This is a genomic window from Alphaproteobacteria bacterium, assembly GCA_040905865.1.
Taxonomy (GTDB): Bacteria; Pseudomonadota; Alphaproteobacteria; order UBA8366.
The window spans coordinates 1-19,122 of record JBBDQU010000063.1 but is presented as its reverse complement, the minus strand read 5'-3'; the positions used below and the strand labels follow the sequence as shown (position 1 = coordinate 19,122).

General features: G+C 63.0%; 17 protein-coding genes and 1 tRNA gene. 11 read left to right on the top strand and 7 right to left on the bottom strand.

Annotated features, from left to right (window positions below; all coding sequences use genetic code 11):
* The first annotated feature begins 239 nt into the window (after positions 1 to 239).
* A tRNA-Leu gene (locus WD767_14010) sits at positions 240 to 326 on the top strand.
* A 282-nt stretch (positions 327 to 608) separates the two neighbouring features.
* Here the strand turns inward: WD767_14010 and pcaG are convergent.
* The 3 genes from pcaG to WD767_13995 form a co-directional block, all read right to left on the bottom strand.
* A complete protein-coding gene (pcaG, locus tag WD767_14005; protein ID MEX2617206.1) occupies positions 609 to 1,196 on the bottom strand; it encodes a protocatechuate 3,4-dioxygenase subunit alpha in 588 nt (195 codons plus the stop codon).
* 4 nt (positions 1,197 to 1,200) lie between these two features.
* Positions 1,201 to 1,893, bottom strand: a complete 693-nt coding sequence (pcaH, locus tag WD767_14000) for a protocatechuate 3,4-dioxygenase subunit beta (GenBank protein MEX2617205.1) — start codon at positions 1,891 to 1,893, stop codon at positions 1,201 to 1,203.
* A 63-nt stretch (positions 1,894 to 1,956) separates the two neighbouring features.
* Positions 1,957 to 2,763, bottom strand: coding sequence for a sugar phosphate isomerase/epimerase family protein (locus WD767_13995; protein ID MEX2617204.1), 807 nt, complete (start codon positions 2,761 to 2,763; stop codon positions 1,957 to 1,959).
* Positions 2,764 to 2,980: 217 nt separating this feature from the next.
* Between WD767_13995 and WD767_13990 the strand changes: the two genes are divergently transcribed.
* The 7 genes from WD767_13990 (at position 2,981) to WD767_13960 (ending at position 8,633) form a co-directional block, all read left to right on the top strand.
* Positions 2,981 to 3,646, top strand: a complete 666-nt coding sequence (locus WD767_13990) for an orotate phosphoribosyltransferase (GenBank protein ID MEX2617203.1) — start codon at positions 2,981 to 2,983, stop codon at positions 3,644 to 3,646.
* Positions 3,647 to 3,730: 84 nt separating this feature from the next.
* Positions 3,731 to 4,510: a crotonase/enoyl-CoA hydratase family protein gene (locus WD767_13985; protein ID MEX2617202.1), complete on the top strand. Its 780-nt coding sequence runs from the start codon at positions 3,731 to 3,733 to the stop codon at positions 4,508 to 4,510.
* Between the two features lie 3 nt (positions 4,511 to 4,513).
* Positions 4,514 to 6,208: a peptide ABC transporter substrate-binding protein gene (locus WD767_13980; GenBank protein MEX2617201.1), complete on the top strand. Its 1,695-nt coding sequence runs from the start codon at positions 4,514 to 4,516 to the stop codon at positions 6,206 to 6,208.
* A 3-nt stretch (positions 6,209 to 6,211) separates the two neighbouring features.
* Complete coding sequence (locus tag WD767_13975) at positions 6,212 to 7,183, top strand: ABC transporter permease (protein ID MEX2617200.1); 972 nt, start codon at positions 6,212 to 6,214, stop codon at positions 7,181 to 7,183.
* Positions 7,180 to 8,097 (top strand): ABC transporter permease, encoded by a 918-nt coding sequence (locus tag WD767_13970; protein ID MEX2617199.1) that lies wholly within the window; start codon positions 7,180 to 7,182, stop codon positions 8,095 to 8,097. The genes WD767_13975 and WD767_13970 overlap by 4 nt, the downstream gene beginning before the upstream one ends.
* A 67-nt stretch (positions 8,098 to 8,164) precedes the next feature.
* Entirely contained in the window at positions 8,165 to 8,353 is a 189-nt protein-coding gene (locus WD767_13965; protein MEX2617198.1) for a hypothetical protein, read from the top strand.
* A complete protein-coding gene (locus WD767_13960) occupies positions 8,343 to 8,633 on the top strand; it encodes a type II toxin-antitoxin system RelE/ParE family toxin (GenBank protein MEX2617197.1) in 291 nt (96 codons plus the stop codon). Before WD767_13965 ends, WD767_13960 begins: the two co-directional genes overlap by 11 nt.
* Before the next feature lie 50 nt (positions 8,634 to 8,683).
* Here the strand turns inward: WD767_13960 and WD767_13955 are convergent, their stop codons facing one another.
* The gene (locus WD767_13955) at positions 8,684 to 10,711 is read right to left on the bottom strand and encodes an alpha/beta hydrolase domain-containing protein (GenBank protein MEX2617196.1); all 2,028 of its coding nucleotides are present in this window, start codon (positions 10,709 to 10,711) and stop codon (positions 8,684 to 8,686) included.
* A 270-nt stretch (positions 10,712 to 10,981) separates the two neighbouring features.
* Positions 10,982 to 12,178 (bottom strand): MFS transporter, encoded by a 1,197-nt coding sequence (locus WD767_13950; protein ID MEX2617195.1) that lies wholly within the window; start codon positions 12,176 to 12,178, stop codon positions 10,982 to 10,984.
* A gap of 403 nt (positions 12,179 to 12,581) precedes the next feature.
* Between WD767_13950 and WD767_13945 the strand changes: the two genes are divergently transcribed.
* Both WD767_13945 and WD767_13940 read left to right on the top strand, forming a co-directional pair.
* On the top strand, positions 12,582 to 13,286 hold the full coding sequence (locus tag WD767_13945) for an SDR family oxidoreductase (GenBank protein MEX2617194.1): 705 nt from the start codon (positions 12,582 to 12,584) through the stop codon (positions 13,284 to 13,286).
* A gap of 96 nt (positions 13,287 to 13,382) precedes the next feature.
* Entirely contained in the window at positions 13,383 to 14,492 is a 1,110-nt protein-coding gene (locus tag WD767_13940) for an LLM class flavin-dependent oxidoreductase (protein ID MEX2617193.1), read from the top strand.
* A 13-nt stretch (positions 14,493 to 14,505) separates the two neighbouring features.
* On the opposite strand, the gene WD767_13935 is transcribed toward WD767_13940, so the two are convergent.
* Positions 14,506 to 17,742 carry a PAS domain S-box protein gene (locus WD767_13935; GenBank protein MEX2617192.1) on the bottom strand — a complete coding sequence of 1,079 codons (3,237 nt, stop codon included), beginning with the start codon at positions 17,740 to 17,742 and terminating at the stop codon, positions 14,506 to 14,508.
* Positions 17,743 to 17,894: 152 nt separating this feature from the next.
* On the opposite strand from WD767_13935, the gene WD767_13930 reads away from it, so the two are divergent.
* Positions 17,895 to 18,692, top strand: coding sequence for an aldolase/citrate lyase family protein (locus tag WD767_13930; protein MEX2617191.1), 798 nt, complete (start codon positions 17,895 to 17,897; stop codon positions 18,690 to 18,692).
* A 4-nt stretch (positions 18,693 to 18,696) separates the two neighbouring features.
* On the opposite strand, the gene WD767_13925 is transcribed toward WD767_13930, so the two are convergent.
* Positions 18,697 to 19,095, bottom strand: a complete 399-nt coding sequence (locus WD767_13925) for a TauD/TfdA family dioxygenase (protein MEX2617190.1) — start codon at positions 19,093 to 19,095, stop codon at positions 18,697 to 18,699.
* Positions 19,096 to 19,122 lie beyond the last annotated feature (27 nt).

Genomic DNA, 19,122 nt, shown 5'->3' with positions numbered 1-19,122 from the left:
ATAAGAATCCTGTTCGTCCCTCAGCGCATTAACAATTTATGATTCAGCCCTGCCGCCGGCGCGGGTTCCGGTTGACCGGCGGCCGGGCAACAGTAATATGCGCGCTGCGCCATGGCGCGCCCCTGTGGCGGAACCGGTAGACGCGGCAGACTCAAAAAGTGTTCCGTGAAAAGAGCAAATTTTCTAAAGACTTACGTTGACAACGATTCTATCGAAATTTACAGATTTAGTCGCTGAACGCGGGTGTGGCGGAACTGGTAGACGCGCTAGACTCAAAATCTAGTTCTGGTAACAGAGTGCCGGTTCGATTCCGGCCACCCGCACCAGTCATCCCTGAGACACCAGAGAGACACAACCCCATAACTAGTTGATATATAAAGAAACACACAGACTCAAAATCTGTTTTTCTTACGGAAGTGGGCGTTCGAGCCTGCCCGGGGGCGCGTCCTGCACCATGATCGGAATGCCCGCGCCGCATCGCCGATACGGGCGAACTGTTCATAAATTCCGGTCTCGCTGCCCTTGAGGGTCGCGCCGTGCCTCTCGTCTTGCGTCTTGTGCGTTAGCCAATGCCGACGCCCGCACACAGAATTCCTTGCGGGGCGTATTCAGACATCGAAGAACACGGTTTCGTTGTCACCCTGCATGTATATGTCGAACCGGTAAACGATGCCGCCATCGCGCTCCAGCCGTTCCGCGACCAGCGTGCCGCGCCGGGCTTCGGGCACGGACGCCATGACCGGGTCCGCCGCGTTTGCCGCCGCCTCTTCCGGAAAATAAAGGCGCGTATAGGCATGGCATGGCAGACCGCGCATAAAGACGATGACGCTGATATGCGGCGCCTGTTCGCCATCCACCGAACCGGGCTTCACCGTGCGGAAGACAAACCGTTTTTCCGGATCCGTGCCCGTGCCACAGCGCGCGAATCCGCCGAAGGTCCGGTTGGACGCGCGCCGGTCGGCCGGGTGGTTGTAGCGGCCCGCGCCGTCGGCCTGCCAGATTTCAACCAGCGCATCGGGCACGGCCTCCCCCGCCCCGTCGAAGACGCGGCCTTCGACCGTAATGACGGCATCGCCCTCGACACCCGCGACCGTAGCGCCGGCAATGCTGGCGAACGGATAGCCGTACTGTTCGGGCGTCAGCCCATAGGCGAAAAACGGCCCGACCGTCTGCGATGGCGTCTGTTTGAACGCCATGCGATCAGCCCTCCATCGGGGTTTGCGACCGGCCGTTCAGCACGATGTCGAACCGGTAGCCGAGGGCGAAATCCGGTTCGGTAATGGCAAGGTCGAACGCTGCGACGAGCCGGTCGCGCGCCCCTTCCGGCACGCCCAGAAAGATCGGGTCCAGCGCCAGAAGCGGGTCGCCGGGAAAATACATCTGCGTGACCAGACGGGTGGCGATGCTCGGCCCGAAGAGCGAAAAATGCAGATGGTTCGGCCGCCAGCCGTTGGCGTGATTGCCCCAGGGATAGGCGCCGGGCTTGATCGTGTAGAAACGGTAATGGCCGTCGGCGTCGGTGACGCAGCGCCCGCCGCCGAAGAAATTCGGGTCGAGCGGCGCATCATGCCGGTCGATGTCGTGATTGTACCGCCCGGCGGCGTTCGCCTGCCAGAGCTCCAGCAGCGTCCCCGGCACCGGCCGCCCCCCTTCGTCCACGACCCGGCCGGCAACCACGATCCGTTCCCCGATGGGTTCGCCGCCCCGGCGCCCGTTCTTCGTCAGGTCCGCATCGTTTTCGGCCAGACTATCATGCCCGTAGACCGGCCCCGTACGTTCCGACAGCGTATGCTTCAGCGGCACCAGCGGTTTGGTCGGGCCGCGCAGGACCGTGGATTTATATCCTTCATGGATATAGGGCGGCTGCGAATTCCAGTCCCGGTCTGCCATCATGTTTCTCCCTCACCTGAGAATGGCATCTTACCCGCACCCGCGGCGGCTGCACATCAATCCGTGTCAGTCCGCCAGAAGTCCCCGCAAGGACCGCAGCCCTTCCTCCGCGATCCGCTGCGGCGTCTCGGTTACCGCGCCGTCGTCGAAAATTTCCAGCGACATGACCCCGTCATAGCCCGTCGCCTCCACCGCCCGCACGAAGGGGACAAGGTCATAGGCCCCGCGTCCGGGCAGGCAGCGGTGGTGGCGGCTCCAGGTCATCAGGTCCCGGTCCAGGCGCGGGGTCATGTCCGTAATCTGGATATCGAAGATTTTCTCGCCCGGTATTTCGCGAATTGCATCAACCGGCAGATCGAGCCCCAATACGTGAAACGTATCCAGCACGATCCCGACATTCGGATGATCGACCCGGCGGATGATGTCCCACCCATCCCGGTAATCGCTGATATAGCGGCCCCAGGCCAGCGGTTCGACGCCGATCCGCACCCCGCGCGCGGCGGCCCGTTCGCCCAGTTCGCGGAAATCGTCAACCGCCCGCGCGGTTCCCGGCTGCGCGTCCGGCGAGACATTGGTGCAGACCAGCAACAGGCCGGTACCCAGCGCCTGCATGATATCGAAGGCCCGTTCCGCCCGGTCGAAGGCCTTCGTTCGCAGCGGTTCCGGCAGCCCCTCGAATTCACGGAAGGGCATGAAGGTCGTTACCGCAAGGCCCGCATCGGCGGCCATCCGGCCGACGGTCGCGGGATCGTGCCCCGCCGGTTCGAGCTCGGTTGCGAATATTTCGACGCCGGAAAATCCCGCATCGCCGATTGCCGTCAGCTTTTTGTCCAGACTGCCGTGGATCGTCACGGTCGCCATCGTCAGTTGCATGTTTCCCCAACCCCGTCCGTGCCGTGTTTTCGTCCGGCAATCGCCCGTGACGCGCCGTAATCCACAGTATAGCGAATATCAAGGACCCTGTTCCATGTCCCGCAACGGTGCGCTGTTGTTGCGGCTCCATATAAACCCGAGGCGCTGCAAGTCCTGTCTTGCCGCCGGGCTGGACGATCCCGTAAACAGACATACCCGTACATCCATGAGGTCCGACATGACTGCCGATCCCGCCCGCATCACCGCCCGTATCCTGATCGAAACGGAATCCGTCCTGTTCCGTCCGGAAGATCCGTTCGTCCTGACCAGCGGGCGGACCAGCCCGGTCTATATCGACTGCCGTCGGCTGATCGGCTTTCCCCGCGCCCGCGCGAAACTGATGGATATGGGCGCGGCGCTGATCGAGGAAGCCATCGGTTTCGAATCCATCGATGTGGTCGCCGGCGGGGAAACCGCCGGCATCCCCTTCGCCGCCTGGATCGCCGACCGGCTGATGCTGCCGATGGCCTATGTGCGCAAACAGCCCAAGGGGTTCGGCCGCAACGCCCGGATCGAGGGGCTGGTGAAGGTTGGCGACCGGGCGCTTCTGGTGGAGGATCTGGCGACCGATGGCGGCAGCAAGATCAGCTTCGTGGAGGGTCTGCGCGAGGCGGGGGCGACCTGCGCCCATACCTTCGTCATCTTCCATTACGGCATCTTCCCGCAGGGCGTCACCAACCTCGAATCCCACGGCGTGAAACTGCACGCGCTGGCCACCTGGTGGGACGTGCTGTCCTGCGCCGAGGAGGAAAGCTATTTCAATCCGTCGGCGCTTGGCGCCGTGCGGGCTTACCTCAACGACCCGAAGGCGTGGTCCGACGCAAACCCCGCATCGGCGGCCTGATTTGACGCCGCACGGCACGGGCTGCTTCTGAATTTCCGGCAATGGCGGTACAATGCCCCATCAGTCACGAGAGCCAGGAACGACATGCCGCACACCGTCCTTGTAGCGCGAAACGGTCCGGTCACGACCGTGACCATCAACCGGCCAGCCGTCCGCAATGCGGTCGATAACCCGACCGCCGAAGCGCTGGCCGAGGCCCTGCGGCAATTCGACGGCGACGGCGACGCCCGCGTCGCCGTGATATGCGGCGCCGGCGGCACGTTCTGCGCCGGGGCCGACCTGAAAGCGATCGCCTCCGGCGCCCGGCGCGAACGCTACAAGGTTGATGGCGAAGGCCCGATGGGGCCAACGCGGCTGGCGCTGTCGAAGCCGCTGATCGCCGCCGTGTCGGGCTATGCGGTCGCCGGCGGCATGGAGATCGCCCTGCTGGCCGACCTGCGGGTGATGGAGGAAGACGCCGTGTTCGGCGTGTTCTGCCGGCGCTGGGGCGTGCCGCTGATCGATGGCGGTACCGTGCGCCTGCCGCGGATTGTCGGCGAGGGGCGGGCGCTGGACCTGATCCTCACCGGCCGACCGGTCGGCGCCGCCGAAGCGCTGTCGATGGGGCTCGCCAATCGCGTGGTTCCCAGCGGTACATCGCGAAAGGCCGCCGAAACGCTGGCGCATGAAATCGCCGCCTTCCCGCAGCTTTGCATGAACACCGACCGGGCCTCGGTATACCGGCAGTGGGGCATGACCGTGGAAGACGCGATGCGCGCCGAATTCGCCGCCGGCATGAAGGCCGTCGAGACGGAAGGCGTGCAGGGCGCGGCGCAGTTTGCGGCAGGCGCCGGGCGTCACGGATCGTTCGGCGGAGGAACCTGACCGATGATGCCCGGACCCTTCCCGCATGAAATAACCCGTATGGTGCGGCGCTGGGCAGGCCTGATTGTGATCGCGACGGGCCTCGCGAGCGCCCTGCCCGCCGCCGCGGCGAAGGATACCCTCGTCATCGGCATCAGCCAGTTCCCGCAGAACTTCAACCCGAACATCGAATCCATGCTGGCCAAGTCCTACGTGCTGGCCATGACGCGGCGGCCGATTACGGTCTACGATCCGGACTGGAATCTGATCTGCCTGCTGTGCACCGAACTGCCGAGTTATGAAAACGGTCGCGCCAGGAACGAAAAGACGGCCGACGGCAAGGATGGCATTGCCGTCACCTACACCATCCTGCCCGACGCCGTCTGGGGCGACGGCACGCCGATCACGGTGAAGGATGTGCTGTTCACCTGGAAAGCCGGGCGACATCCGAAAAGCGGGTTCGGCAATTCCGAACTGTTCGAGCGGATCACGTCCATCGACGTGGTCGACGATAAAACCTTCACCCTGCACGTCAACAAGCGGACCTGCGATTTCGCCGGCATCTCCGGGCTGGAACTGCTGCCCGCCCATATCGAGGAAGCGAATTTCGCCGACCCGACCGAATACCGCAAGCGCAGCGCCTATGAAACGGATACGACCAATCCGGGGCTGTGGTACGGACCGTACCGCATCGCGGAAGTCGCCAGCGGGGCGCATATCGTGCTGGAACGGAACCCCGAATGGTGGGGCCGGAAACCGGCCTTCGACCGTATCGTCATCAAGGCCATCGAAAACACCGCGGCGCTGACCGCCAATCTGTTGTCCGGCGATATCGACTATATCGCGGGCGAACTGGGGCTGACGGTCGACCAGGCGCTGGCCTTCGAAAAGCGCGCCGGGAACCGGTTCGACTTCGTCTACAAGTCCGGGCTGGTATACGAACATATCGACGTCAATCTCGACAACCCGGTCCTCGCCGATATCCGGATGCGCCAGGCGCTGCTGCACGCCATCGACCGGGACGCGATCAACCGGCAGCTCTTCGCGGGCCATCAGCCGGTGGCCCATGGCCAGACCAATCCGCTGGATACGGTCTATGACCCGGACGTCCCGAAATACCCCTATGACCCGAAGCGGGCGAAGGCGCTGCTCGATGCCGCCGGCTGGTCCGTCATGCGCGGCGGATTTCGCCACAACGCGAAGGGCGAGCGGCTGCAACTGGAACTGATGACCACGGCGGGCAACAAGTCCCGCGAACTGGTGCAGCAGGTGATCCAGAGCCAGCTGAAACAGGTCGGCATCGACCTGCGCCTGCGCAACGAACCGGCGCGGGTGTTTTTCGGCGATACCGTCAGCCAGCGGAAATTCCCGGACATGGTCATGTACGCCTGGGTATCGGCGCCGCGGAACATTCCCCGCACGACACTCTATTCGACCCAGGTGCCGACGAAGGAAAACAACTGGTCGGGCCAGAATTACACCGGATTCCGAAATGCCGACATGGACCGGGTACTGGACGAGGTCGAGGTGGTCTGCGAGGACGCGCCCAACCGCAAACTGTGGCGCGACATGCAGCGTATTTATGCGGAGGAATTGCCGTCGCTGCCGCTCTACTTCCGCGCCAACCCCTATATCCTGCCGAAATGGCTGAAGGGCGTGACCCCGACCGGGCACCAGTTCACCAGCCCGCTCTGGGTCGAAAACTGGACGGCCGAATAAGCCATGTTCCGCTATATCGCCGGACGCCTGCTTGAAAGCATCATCGTCCTGCTGGCAGTGTCCTTCGCCGTCTACGGGCTGATCGGGCTGATGCCCGGCGACCCCATCGACATGATGGTGCAGGGCGACCCGAACCTGACCCCCGCCGACGCCGCGCGGCTGAAGGCGCTGTACGGGCTCGACCAGCCAATCACCGACCGTTACGCCGCCTGGCTGGGCAATGCCTTGCAGGGCGATTTCGGCTATTCCCGCAATCTCGGCCAGCCGGTGCTGGACGTCATCGGCGACCGGTTCGGCAACACGGTGTTCCTGCTGGGCATCAGCCTTCTGCTGTCGCTGGCGATTGCGGTCCCGGTCGGCATCCTTGCGGCGCTGCGGCCCTATTCGCCGCTCGACTACGCCGTCAACCTGCTGTGCTTCGCCGGGATTTCGGTGCCGCCCTTCTGGCTGGCGCTGCTGCTGATCATCCTGTTTTCGGTGACCCTGGGCTGGCTGCCGGCGGGCGGGATGGAAACGGTCGGCGACAGCGGGCTGCTCAACCGCCTGCAGCACGCGATCCTGCCGGTCGCGGCGCTGACCATCGCCTCGGTCGGCGGCTTCACCCGCTTCATGCGGGCCAGCATGATCCAGACCCTGCGGCAGGACTATATCCGCACCGCCCGCGCCAAGGGCGTCAGCACGGCGCGGATGGTCACCCACCACGCGCTGCGGAATGCGCTGATCCCGCTGGTGACAATCGTCGCGCTCAGTTTCGGTCAGCTGTTTTCCGGCGCGCTGATCACCGAGACAATGTTCTCCTGGCGCGGCATGGGCAAGATGATCTACGACGCCATCCTGGGCAATGACTACAACCTGGCGCTGGTCGGGCTGATGATCGCGACGGCGCTGACGCTGGTCGGCAATTTCCTCGCCGATATCGGCTATGCCTGGCTCGACCCGCGCGTCTCCGTCGCCAGCCGGGCGGACAGGCGATGAGCGTCGCTTTCACCCGGCCGCCGCAAAGCAACGCCCGCCGCATGGGAAGGCGCTTCCTGCGCCACCGGCTGGCGGTCGGCAGCCTGGTGCTGCTCACCGTCATGGCGATGCTGTCTATCTGCGCGCCGCTGATCGAATACCTGCTGGGGATAGACGCGGAAACCGCCAACCTGTTCGACCGCTTCCAGCCGCCGTCATCCGCCCATCCGCTGGGCACGGACGAGGCCGGGCGCGACGTGCTGGCGCGGCTGCTGCATGGCGGGCGGGTATCGCTCGCGGTCGCGATGGCCGCCGCCCTGACCTCGGCGATCCTCGGCACCGCCATCGGTTTGTTCGCCGGGTATTACGGCGGCTGGCTGGACAGGTTCCTGATGCGCTTCACCGACGGCGTCATCGCGCTGCCGCTGCTGCCGCTGCTGATCGTGCTGGCGGCGGTCGACCTGTCCAAGCTGGGCCTGCCGGACAGCGTCACCCAGTCCGAAGACGTCAGCCTCTACCGCATCGTCGTGATCATCTCGCTGTTCGGCTGGACCACGGTGGCGCGGCTGGTGCGGGCGGAAACCCTGTCGCTCAAGAACCGCGAATTCGTCCGCGCGGCGGTGGCGCAGGGGGCGACGGCGGGGCGCATCATGCGGACCCATATCCTGCCCAACGCGATCTCGCCCATCATCGTCGCCACCACCCTGTCGGTCGGCGGCATCATCCTGTTCGAATCGGTGCTGAGCTTCCTCGGCCTCGGCATCCAGCCGCCGGTGGCCAGCTGGGGCAACATGCTGACCAACGCTCAGGACCTCGTCTGGGACGCGCCGCTGCTGGCGGTCTGGCCGGGGCTGCTGATCTTCGTCACGGTGATCGCCTTCAACTTCCTCGGCGACGGGTTGCAGGACGCGATGGACCCGCGGGCGGTGGATTAATTCAGGAGGCGTATTCGACCCAAAATGATGCCGTGAAATAATCAAGTTTTCGTGGCATAATACTGTCATGAGCAAAGTCGATACTGAATCGGAAGACGTCCAAGAGTTTCTGAATTCGTCAGAACCTTCCCGGGACCCGGAATACCTGGCATGGCGCGAGGCTAAAATCCGCACCGCTCTAGCGGCAGACCGTGCCGATTCCCGAAAAGCTACCCCGCAACAGAAGATTTGGAAAAAGTTCGGCCTTGAATATTAGTTTTTCAAGGCAGGCCGAAGCAGACCTGGACGCCACCTACGCCTATATCGCAGCAGATGATCCGGTTGCCGCCGATCGTATCATTCATCGAATTTTACAGGCGATTGCCGTGCTCGAAGATTTCCCACTCCTCGGCCGCGAGGGCCAGATAGATGGCACTAGGGAATTTTCGATTGCGAGACTTCCTTTCGTGGCGGTCTATCACATTGTCGACGAAACTGAAATCCGAGTGATTACGGTCATCCACACCGCGCGGAAATACCCGCCAGACGGGACGTGACGGTCCTGAGGCACATGTTCAACAAAATTCAACCTTGTTGAACATCCGGGTCACAACCGCACCAGGTGCCTCGGCCGGCCCCAGTTGCGCGCTTCCTCGGCGGCGCGTTCGGCGTCTTCCTCCAGCAGGAAGCCTTCCGCGACGAGCCGTTGCGCCGCCGCCGTGATCGCTTCGACATAGCCTTCCGGCGACCCGTAGCGTTCCGTCACCGAAGCACGCGGGTCGCCGGTGAATTCCCGCTCCTCGGCGGTATCCATGAACGGGATATAGCTGCCGAGGAATTCGTAGTTCGCCCCCGTACCGAGCCCCTGTATCCGCAGGTTCCAGCCCGTATAGGTGCCCAGCGGGGCCTGCACCATCGGCGCGCGGATGCCGGCGATATCGTTGCCGTCCGCATCGACGGCGGGCACCAGGATCGTATAGCCGTTCTTCGCCAGCACATCCGGCGGCTGTTTCGATGCAATTCCGCGATCCGCCTCCGGCCCGAAATCGAGCAGCGACAATTGCGCCGGCCCCGTCGGTAGTTTCGCGCCGGGAATGGCGGGGAACTGCGCCCGCCATTCCGCATAGGGAATCGCCGTACCGTCCGCGCGCCGCGGGATGCGGGAATCCGGCGGTGCGGCGCCATCGGTCACCCAGGCGTCCAGCGCATCCAGCAGCGCCCGGAACACCGGCGAAACCGCAACGACATTGTTGTAATTTTCGCAGACGCCCCTGGCCGGAATCACGCCGACCGGATCGGAGGTGTGCTGCGAACTGGCCCAGAAATAGACCCGGACATTGTCCGGCTGCGGCAGGTCGTTGCCCCGGGTGTCCGTATGCACCAGCGAGGCCTTGCGCTGCCAGTATTCGGATGCGCTTTGCGTATGCATCACGAACGGGTCCGTATCCGGCCGTTTCAGGATCGCGTCGGTCCTGCCCGTCAGGTGGTCGGTGGTTTCGGCATAGGAAAAGGGGAAGCTGTCGGCAATGTTGTGGTGGTCCTCATACTGCTGGCCGGCCATGGCGACGCCATTGGCGAAGCGGTGGTTCAGCCACATCTTGCCCGCGCCCGCGACATGCGGGATCACGCCGTCGAACACCCGCCGCCCCGCCGCATCGGCGTTGAAGCCGCGATAGATGAAGTCACGAAGGCAGCGGCCGGTCTGCGAACGGCCGAAGCCATAGGCCTTTTCGATTCCGGGCAGGGGGTTCGGGTTTCCGGCGGCATCGGCTTCCCCGTGTTTCAGGTGGCTGACCAGGTCGCGCACCGCGACATGGCCCAGCCCCATGACCAGCGGGTCGCGCGCCGTATAGACCAGTTCATAGATCCAGCCGGGCTGGAACCCGTCCGCCATGTAGATGAATTCGTCCGACGGCAGGATCGCCAGCGCGCCGCCGCCGCGCGCCTTGACCTGGCTGTCCGCATCCAGCCCGCGCGTCGCCTGCGCGAAGGACCAGGCGTCCGACGGGATCGCGATGCGTTTCGAATCCGGATAGCGGCGCCGGGTCAGCTGCGCCAGCGTCGTATCGTGCGACGCGGCGGGATGGCTGCGCGTATCGATTCGCCCGGACAGGGGAAAACAGACCGTGGGACCGACGGGAATGAACTCCTGCCGCACCGGCCCCATAATCGGCTTGCCGTTGTCATGCGCGACCGGCAGGTCCATCGTGATGCGCCCGTCACCCGGCAGAAGGTCGCCCTGCCAGGCGGCCCAGACGAGACTGTAGCCGCGCCGGAACAGGAAGCCGTTCCCCGCCTGCGCGGCGGTGAGCGGATCGTTCGATCCCGGCGCGTCGTTGAAATACTGCAGCGCGCGCAGGTTGCCGCGATTGCCGTAGTCGAAGAATATCCGGCGGTTTCCCCTGGCCGGGTCGACCGGGCGGAAGATGAAAAACTCGGCGGAAAACTCGACCATCCCCGCCCCGCTGAGCTGCGCATGCCCGATATCCGTCACCCCGGCCTGCGCCGGCGCCAGCGGATCGACAGCGAAATGCGCCCGGCCCCGCAGCCGTTCATAGGGCCCGGCATCGCCGAATGCCTGCCCACCGGCAAAGGGAACGGATTTGGAAACAAGCAGTTCGATCCTGTTGGTCACGATATCTTCTCCCGGTCACGACGGGCCTAGCCTAGGATACGGGTATTGCGCCAGCAAGGCGCCGCGCCGGGTCAAATGGCCTGGTGGATTGATCGGAGCAAAGGGGTCCGATTCGGGATTACCATTTCATCATAGTCGTGCGATTCTGAGAAATGTGCAATGGCGGCACCATTACCGTATCCGCCGACGCGCGTCAGCGGTTGCGCGGAATCGTCGCGGACCCTACGCGATAAATAGGCTGGAACGCGTTCCGTTCAACGCTGAGTTTTTTTATTTTGGAAGGTTCGTTTTCAAGTGCCAGACCGATAGCGCCGCGACCGTCGAACCGATCGCCATGACAAGGAATGCCGCCGTCCATCCCGTCCCCTGTTCGAAACCACCAAATGCATCGAGCGAGATGCCGACGATGACGGGCCCCAGGAAACCGGTTAGCGATCCCGTAAATGCAAAGAGGGCAAGTGACGTCCCGCGCCTGCCGGGTTCGCAGGCTGCAATCGCACCGGCGGTCAGGGAGCCGACATCGGCAAAGCTGGAAATTTGCAACAGGATCAGCAGCGGCAGGATCACGAGGCTTGCCGCGCCGGTGGACATGGCCAACCCGAGACATACGGCAACGGAAATGCCGCAGGTTGCGATAATTGCCTTTTCCCGGCCGACACGCAGCGCAAGCTCTGAAACCACAACGCTGGCAGGAACTCCGGCGATTGCCGCGACACCTGAAACCACGGCCAGTGGCGGCAAATCGATATCGTTGTCCGGCCGGCTCAGTATCCATGCCAGATAGGCGACGAACCATACGCGTATCGAGAACACCTCCCACGTGTTTCCCGCATATGCGACGATATACGACATCAGCGGACGGTTTCTCAGTAACGGCCGCAATTGAATCCGGGCTATCGGTCCGCCTGCGGCGGTTGGAGTCTTCGGCGTCGCCAGGACGCATGCCGCCGCCAGCGCCGGGCCCAGCGCAGCCAACCCATAGACGAAATGCCAGTTCGAGGCGGCTTCGATAAATCCCGCAAACAGAAATGATGTCGCACTACCCAGTGCGTAACTGGACGCATAGATACCGGCGCCGCGCATCCTGAATTTTTCGCCGACCATATCCGTCAGCAATTTCAGCCCCGGCATGTGAACACCCGCGAGCGCGGCGCCGCCGAGAAGCCGCGGAATAAAGGCGCTCCAAAATCCCTCCGCCCAGAATGCGAACGCCAGGCTACTGACCACGGCAACCAGGCAGCTTGTCAGATAGATGGACTTCGCGCCGACGCGGTCTGTTCCCGATGACAGTACAGGAACGGCACAGGCGTATCCGGCAAAATAAATCCCGCCAAGCCAGCCGGCCTCGGAAGCCGTAAACTGCAAGTCCGCCATCAACGCCGGCATCGTTGCCGGAAAGCTCATGCTTGGCAGCAAGCTGAAGACGAGGCCGAATGAGAACAGGCCTGTCGTTGTTCGGTCCCGCAAACTACATCCTCACGCCCTGTCTCGAATTTCCACCCGGAGATGGACTTGAACAGTATCGGCTGTCCCGCGGAAAAGTAGCGAAACGAGCCATTTCGGAAACGGAATGAGACGTCATGGCAAGACCACGTTTGATCGGAACGAAGGAGTCCGATTCAGGACTCCCATTTATCATAGTCGTGCGAGTCTGAGGAATGCGCAATGGCATTATCTTTACCGTATCCGCCGGCGCGCGTCGCCGAGATCGTCCGCCTGACGAATGCAACGACCCCGAAACCATTCGTCTGGAAAGACAATCCCGACGATATCATCGCTGCTCGAAACCGAAGGTTCCAAACGTTGGAATCAATCCACTACAATTGGGTTTCACCGGATACCGGTGTCAGACAGGAGAGGATGATCGACCATGGAAGTCTCAGGCAAAAAGGCAATCGTATTCGGCGGCACGTCAGGCATCGGCCTGGCCACAACGAAGCGGCTGGCGGCGCTCGGCGCCAGTGTCATCGCGGTGAGCCGCAATCCGGACAAGGCGGGCGACGTCCCCGCCGGTGTCACGCTGAAGCAGTGCGACGTCCTCGACCGGGATGCGCTGGCGGCGCTGTTCGCGGAATGCGCGCCCTTCGACATTCTGGTCAGCGCCGCGACCGGCGGAAACCGCGCCGTCGGCCGCTTTCTCGACATGGATATGGACGGGTATCAGGCGTCGTTCGCGAAGCTGTGGGGCTATGCCAATGTTGTCCGTTTCGGTACGCCGCATCTGGCCGACGACGGCTGTATCGTCCTGGTCAGCGGCAGCCCCGCCCGCAAGATGAAGCCGGGCCAGATCGCGATTTCATCGGTCGGCGGTGCTGTCGAATCCTTCGCCCGCGGCGTTGCAACGGAAATCGCGCCGAAACGGATCAATGTGCTGTCACCCGGGTCCATCGACACACCCATGGTTTCGATGGAAGGCGATGCGCGAAAGGCGTTCTACGAAAAGGCAACCGCGAAGAACGTGATCCCCCGTCCCGGAACGGCGGACGAATGCGCCCAGGGGATCATCTTCCTGGTCCAGAACGACTTCGTCACAGGCACGACCGTGGACGTCGACGGGGGCTGGCTGATATCCTGATAGGGTCACCACGTCCACCGGGAGGAGCGTTATATTGCGCTCCTCTCCCGGCCATGCGAGATTTCCGCCGCAAATTTCCACGAGGGAGACGATACCATGCGCCTTGGCGTTTTCACCATGCCTATGCACGACCCGGCCCGCGACTATACGCAGGTGCTGGAGGAAGACCGCCAGGCGATCATTCTGGCGGACCGGCTCGGCTATGATGAATACTGGGTCGGCGAGCATTTCAGTTCGCTGAACGAACCGGTCCCCTCGCCCCTGATGTTCATGGCGTCGGTCATTTCCGAAACGAAGAACATCGTCTTCGGCACCGGGGTCATCAATCTGCCGCAACACCATCCCGTCGCCGTCGCGGCGCAGGTCGCGCAATTCGACCACCTGTGCCGGGGCCGTTATATCTTCGGCATCGGCGTCGGTTCGCTGGTGTCCGATGTCGGCATGGTCGGCACGGGCGAACCGCCGGAGCGCGGCCGGCGGCTGATGGAATCGCTGGAAATCATCGACATGCTGTGGTCGAAGGAACCGCCCTACGATTACGACGGAGAATTCTGGAAGATCAAGCTGGACGAGGGCATCAACAGGGACTTCGGTGTCGGCTGGGTGCCACGTCCCTTCCAGAAACCGAGCCCGCCCATCGCGATTTCCGTGCTGTCGCCCAATTCGCGCACCGCGCTGGAAGCGGGCAGGCGCGGCTGGATTCCGGTGTCCGGAAACTTTATGCATTCGCGCTACCTGCGCTCCCACTGGGACATGTACGCACAGGGCGCCGCCGAAGCGGGACAGCCGGCGGATCCGTCGATCTGGCGCGTATCGCGTTCGATCCTGGTCGGCGAAAGCGACCAGCAGGCACTGGATTACCTGTACGATCCCAATTCCGGGCTATCGCATTACTACAAGTATTTCCGCTACAGCTTCGGCCGCCGCGGCGTCGCCAAGATGGGCGTGAACGACGAGAGCATGGCCGACGAGGACATCACCATCGACGATTTCAAGGCGGCGCTGCCGATTGTCGGCGACTCCAGGACGGTGCTGGACCGCATGATCGCGCTGATCGATGAAACCGGCCCCTTCGGCACCCTGCTGGCGAACGGTCATGAATGGGACAATCCCGCATTGTGGCAGGGTTCGATGCGGCGGCTGGCCGAAGAAATCATGCCGAAGCTTTCGCAACACGCGGATTCGATGCGCGCCGCCGCGGACTGAGGCTGTCCCGCGGCTACATCCTTGTGTCGAGCACGTCGCGGACCTTTTGCGCAAGTTCCTTGCGACGGAACGGCTTCTGCAGCAGGGTGACCCCCTTGTCCAGCCGGCCGTGATGGATAACCGAATTTTCGGTGTAGCCGGACATGTACAGCACGCCGATGCCCGGATGCAGCTTTACCGCTTCCGCCGCGACCTGGGTGCCGTTCATGCCCGTCGGCAGGACCACATCGGTCAGGACGAGATCGAAACCCGCCTCTTTCCGCAGCGCCAGCAGCGCTTCCGGGCCGTCTTCCGTTACAGTGACCGTATAGCCGAGCGCGGTGAGCTGATTGACCACCAGGTCCCTTATTTGCGGATGATCCTCGACCACCAGCACCGTTTCCCCGCGACCGCGTGGAATATTGTCACCGCCATGGTCGACCTTCACGGCCGACTGCAGCGCCCGGGGGAGATACAGTTTGACTGTCGTACCCTCGCCAATTTCGCTGTATATCGCGACATGGCCGCCGGACTGTTTGGCGAAGCCAAATACCATGGACAGGCCAAGCCCGGTCCCCCGGTCTGCCCCTTTTGTCGTAAAGAACGGCTCAAATACCTTTTCCCGGACTTCCGGCGACATGCCGACGCCCGTATCGGTGACGGCCAGCAGGACATACTGCCCCGGCGTCACCTCGGATTGCGTTGACGCGTAGTCGGCGTCAAGCCGGGCATTGGCCGTTTCAATCGTCAGGTGGCCGCCAGACGGCATCGCATCCCTGGCGTTAAGGCACAGGTTCAGCAATGCACTTTCCACCTGTACCGGATCCGCCTCGCAGGACCACAAATCCGCGCCGCGCACGAATTCCATTGTGATGGATCCCGACAGCATGCGCCCCAGCAAACCGGCCATGGCGCCCACCTCCACATTCAGGTCGATCACTTTGGGCGCAAGCGGCATCTGACGGGAAAACGCAAGCAGGTGGCGGTTCAGTTCGGCGCCCCGGTTTGCCGCGGAAATTGCATTTTTGATCAGCGATTCAAGGTCTTCGGGGTCATCGATGCGCTCCAGCGCAAAATCGAGATTGCCAAGGATCACACCCAGCAGATTATTGAAGTCATGCGCCATACCGCCGGTCAGCTGACCGATGGATTCCATCTTCTGCGCCTGCCGAAGGCGGTCTTCAATCGCCTTCTGACCGGTAATGTTTTCGCCAACGCCCAGGAATCCCATCGGCTCGCCGTTTTCACCCTCAATCGGCGCAATAAACAACCGGATGTCGATCGGATGTCCATCCCTGTGCATTCGTTTTGTTTCGTATACCTCGACCGAGCGCGACCGGCGGGCCCGTTCGGCCGTTTCCACGAAACCATCGCGCTCGCTCTCGGGGATATTCTGCGGCGCCTTGCCAAGGACCTCGGCCTCCATCCAGCCATACATCTCTTCGGCCGCACGGGTCCAAAGCGTTACACGCATTTCAGTATCCAGCGCCTCGATTGCCAGTGGCGTGGCGTCCAGGATGGCGCGCATCCGGGCGTTGCTCTTCTGCAGCGCCTCCTCGGCACGCCGGCGGTCCGTGAAATCGATAACCGCCGTCTGAATCGCGACTTCTCCGTCCCACTGGATCACCTTTGCCGTCGCCACGAGCCAGATCTGGCTGCCGTCCATTCGGCGTCCCTCGGCCTCGAACCGTTCCGGCACGTCGTCGCCACGCAGGCGACCGCGCCGGTAGGCATCTATCCGCTGCGCTTCATGCGGCGCCCATAACTGCAGGACGCTCGGCAGCTTCATGACCGCGTCGATATCGGGATAACCGAAAATGTCGACGCAGGCCCGGTTCGCATAGATCGGTTTGAAATCCCTGTGGATGAAAACGCCCTGGACGGATCCGTCGATGAGCGCCCGGTAGTTCTCCTCACTGGCCCGCAGTGTGGCGAGGGCGGAAAATTCGTCGGTAATGTCGCGGGTCGAGCCCCGAAAGCCCTGAAACGCGCCATTGTCGTCAAAAATCGGCACAGCGCTCATTTCCCGCTTGCTCACCGCGCCATTCGGCAGGGGAATATCGACCCGGAAACAGCTGAAAGGCTGTCGCGCTTCCAGCAGGTCGCGAAACCGGCCCATACCCTCTTCGACGTCAGGATCCGCGCCAATCAGCTCCCATAAGGTTTTTCCGATGAAGGCGCTGCCGGGCCGGGCGCCCCTCTTCCGCATGGTGTTCATATCCGTGGCGAAGACGTAGCGATGTTCGCTGTCAGTTTCCCAGATTCTGTCGAACGAAATCGAAGCGATATCCGAAAGAAGCTTTTCATTGCGCTGCAGAGCCGCTTCCACCTGCTTGGTGGCGGTAATATCGCTGAATGTCCCGCGGAAGCCCGCAAACGCGCCGCCGGCGTGGAAATAGGGAATGCCGCTGATCCGAACGACCTGCCGGTTTCCGGCGTCGTCTCCCGTAAAGCTGAATTCGAAATCGCGGAACGGCGTTTGCCGGTCCAGCACGTCGAAAAAGCACCGAGCCTGTTCCATACCGTGGCCGCCGGCCTCTATCGCATCGATCCAGAGCGGCCGCGCATCGCCATTTTCGCGGGTCCTGTACACAAAGCGGTGCCCGGCATCGGTTTCCCACAACCAGTCGGACCCCGACCCGGCGAAGTCCCGCAACCGGTCGCCCGCTTCCTTCTGGCCGATTTCCGCTTCGTATCGCCTCTCGACGGCGTAAAGCAGCAATCCGGCAAGGAGAAGTCCCAGAAAAACCGCGGCGGCATACGGTGGACCCGCGGCCTGCAGCACCGCCCGGCCCTCTTCGAAGTCTCCCACGAACAGCAAACTGGGCAGAATAACAAGCGTGGCGGCGGCAGCCGCGACAACGGCTTTCGGCAGGCTGTCGATCCTGTTGCGCAAAACATGCAATACCGTACCTGCCAGAACCGCCAACCCGCAGCCGATCAACCCCGCCGCCAACCCGGCGCCGCCAAGATAGAGCCGGTACGCCCCGGCGAAGCCGGCGGCAATAATCGCGACGACCGGGCCGCCGAAGACGCCGCCGAGAACGATGACGGTGTTGCGCTGGTCGACCAGAGCACCGCCCGGCAGCGGAACGGCCGCATGCATGCAGGCGATCGCCGCAAGCCCGAACAGGCCGCCCAGCAGGGCGATCCGCCTGATACTTCCGGCTTGTCCTGTCTTGCCGGACAGCCAGGCATACACGGCGATCAGAACGATGAGGATCGCCATGTTGCTGAACAGGTCCGCGAACAGTGCCGTATCGATTACCATTTAGTGTCCTTGGCCATCTGAAAGCATATAACCGGAATGCTTCTATCCCTATTCCGGCCCATCATGCCTGTTATGGGTTTCCAAATAGTTAGGGAAATGAAACGATGCGCCCCACAACTGCATGCTGTTAAAAAAACAAGGAAAACATATCGATGAGTGTTATTTCGCTGGAGAATACGACAAAGCAGAAGCTCGCCCGGAACGAACTGGTGTTGTGCATGGCGGTGAACCAGATGCGAACGCCGGACGTCGCGCTGATCGCCGCGACCTGCGGCTTCGACGCGATCTTCATCGATATGGAGCACGGGCCGACATCGCTCGAATCCGCCTCGGCGATCAGCGTCGCGGCGCTGGGCTACGGGGTGACGCCGATCGCCCGCATCGCCTCGCACCACGCGCATGACATGGCGCGCTATCTGGACAGCGGCGGCATGGGGCTGATGGTGCCGCATATCGACAGCGCGGCGGAAGCCGAGGAAATCGTGCAGTACTGCAAGTTCCCGCCGCGCGGCATGCGCTCCGCCCCCGGCACCATCCCGACGCTCGCCTTCGAATCGCCGCCGCAACCGGAAATCAACCGCATCCTCGACGAACAGGTCCTGCTGGCCGCCATGGTGGAAACGCCGACCGGCGTCGCCAACGCGGACGAGATCGCGGCGGTGGACGGAATCGACATGATCCATATCGGCGCGCTGGATGTCAGCACCGTGATGGGAATCGCGCCGGGCGATATGCACCATCCGGAAATGCGCAAGGTGTTCGAAACAGTCGCCGCCGCCTGTAAAAAACACGGCAAGGCGATGGGCGTCGGCGGCGCGCGCGGCGACCGCAAGCTGCAGCAATACCTCGTCGGGCTGGGCGTCCGCTACCTCACTATCGGCTCCGATTTCGGCTACCTGATGAGCGCGGCGAAGCCGGACGTGGCCGCGGTGCGGGCGATGGCGAAATAGGCTGCTACGCCACCTGTTCCAGGGTCGGGGCAACATCCTCGACCGAGGTGCGGCGCAGGTCGCGCGGCGCGTCTTCGGGGTAGTGGCGCAGCACCCGGTGCATCGTCACCCGGTTGTCCCACATGACGACGTCGCCGACCGTCCACTTATGGGTATAGACGAATTCGGGCCTGGTTGCCCGGTCGGTCAGTTCGTACAGCAGGTCGAGCCCTTCCGGCAGCGGCCAGTCGACGATATGCGAGGCGTGCGACGACACATAGACCGAGCGCCGCCCCGTATCGGGGTGGCGGCGCACCAGCCGCTGGTGAATCGCCGGCAGCACATCGGGATGGTCGGTCAGCGGATTATCGAATCCCGTCGCCCGGCGGGAATGGATTAGCAGGCTGCGGAAAAACCCTTCCATCTGGTGCGCGGTCGTGATTCAAGTCTC

Coding starts and splice junctions, on each gene's coding strand:
- WD767_13935 (MEX2617192.1), bottom strand. CDS start 17,742: ATGGTAATCGATACGGCACTGTTCGCGGACCTGTTCAGCAACATGGCG.
- WD767_13980 (MEX2617201.1), top strand. CDS start 4,514: ATGATGCCCGGACCCTTCCCGCATGAAATAACCCGTATGGTGCGGCGC.
- WD767_13930 (MEX2617191.1), top strand. CDS start 17,895: ATGAGTGTTATTTCGCTGGAGAATACGACAAAGCAGAAGCTCGCCCGG.
- WD767_13945 (MEX2617194.1), top strand. CDS start 12,582: ATGGAAGTCTCAGGCAAAAAGGCAATCGTATTCGGCGGCACGTCAGGC.
- WD767_13970 (MEX2617199.1), top strand. CDS start 7,180: ATGAGCGTCGCTTTCACCCGGCCGCCGCAAAGCAACGCCCGCCGCATG.
- WD767_13995 (MEX2617204.1), bottom strand. CDS start 2,763: ATGCAACTGACGATGGCGACCGTGACGATCCACGGCAGTCTGGACAAA.
- WD767_13925 (MEX2617190.1), bottom strand. CDS start 19,095: ATGGAAGGGTTTTTCCGCAGCCTGCTAATCCATTCCCGCCGGGCGACG.
- WD767_13965 (MEX2617198.1), top strand. CDS start 8,165: ATGAGCAAAGTCGATACTGAATCGGAAGACGTCCAAGAGTTTCTGAAT.
- WD767_13985 (MEX2617202.1), top strand. CDS start 3,731: ATGCCGCACACCGTCCTTGTAGCGCGAAACGGTCCGGTCACGACCGTG.
- WD767_13990 (MEX2617203.1), top strand. CDS start 2,981: ATGACTGCCGATCCCGCCCGCATCACCGCCCGTATCCTGATCGAAACG.
- pcaG (MEX2617206.1), bottom strand. CDS start 1,196: ATGGCGTTCAAACAGACGCCATCGCAGACGGTCGGGCCGTTTTTCGCC.
- WD767_13975 (MEX2617200.1), top strand. CDS start 6,212: ATGTTCCGCTATATCGCCGGACGCCTGCTTGAAAGCATCATCGTCCTG.
- pcaH (MEX2617205.1), bottom strand. CDS start 1,893: ATGATGGCAGACCGGGACTGGAATTCGCAGCCGCCCTATATCCATGAA.
- WD767_13940 (MEX2617193.1), top strand. CDS start 13,383: ATGCGCCTTGGCGTTTTCACCATGCCTATGCACGACCCGGCCCGCGAC.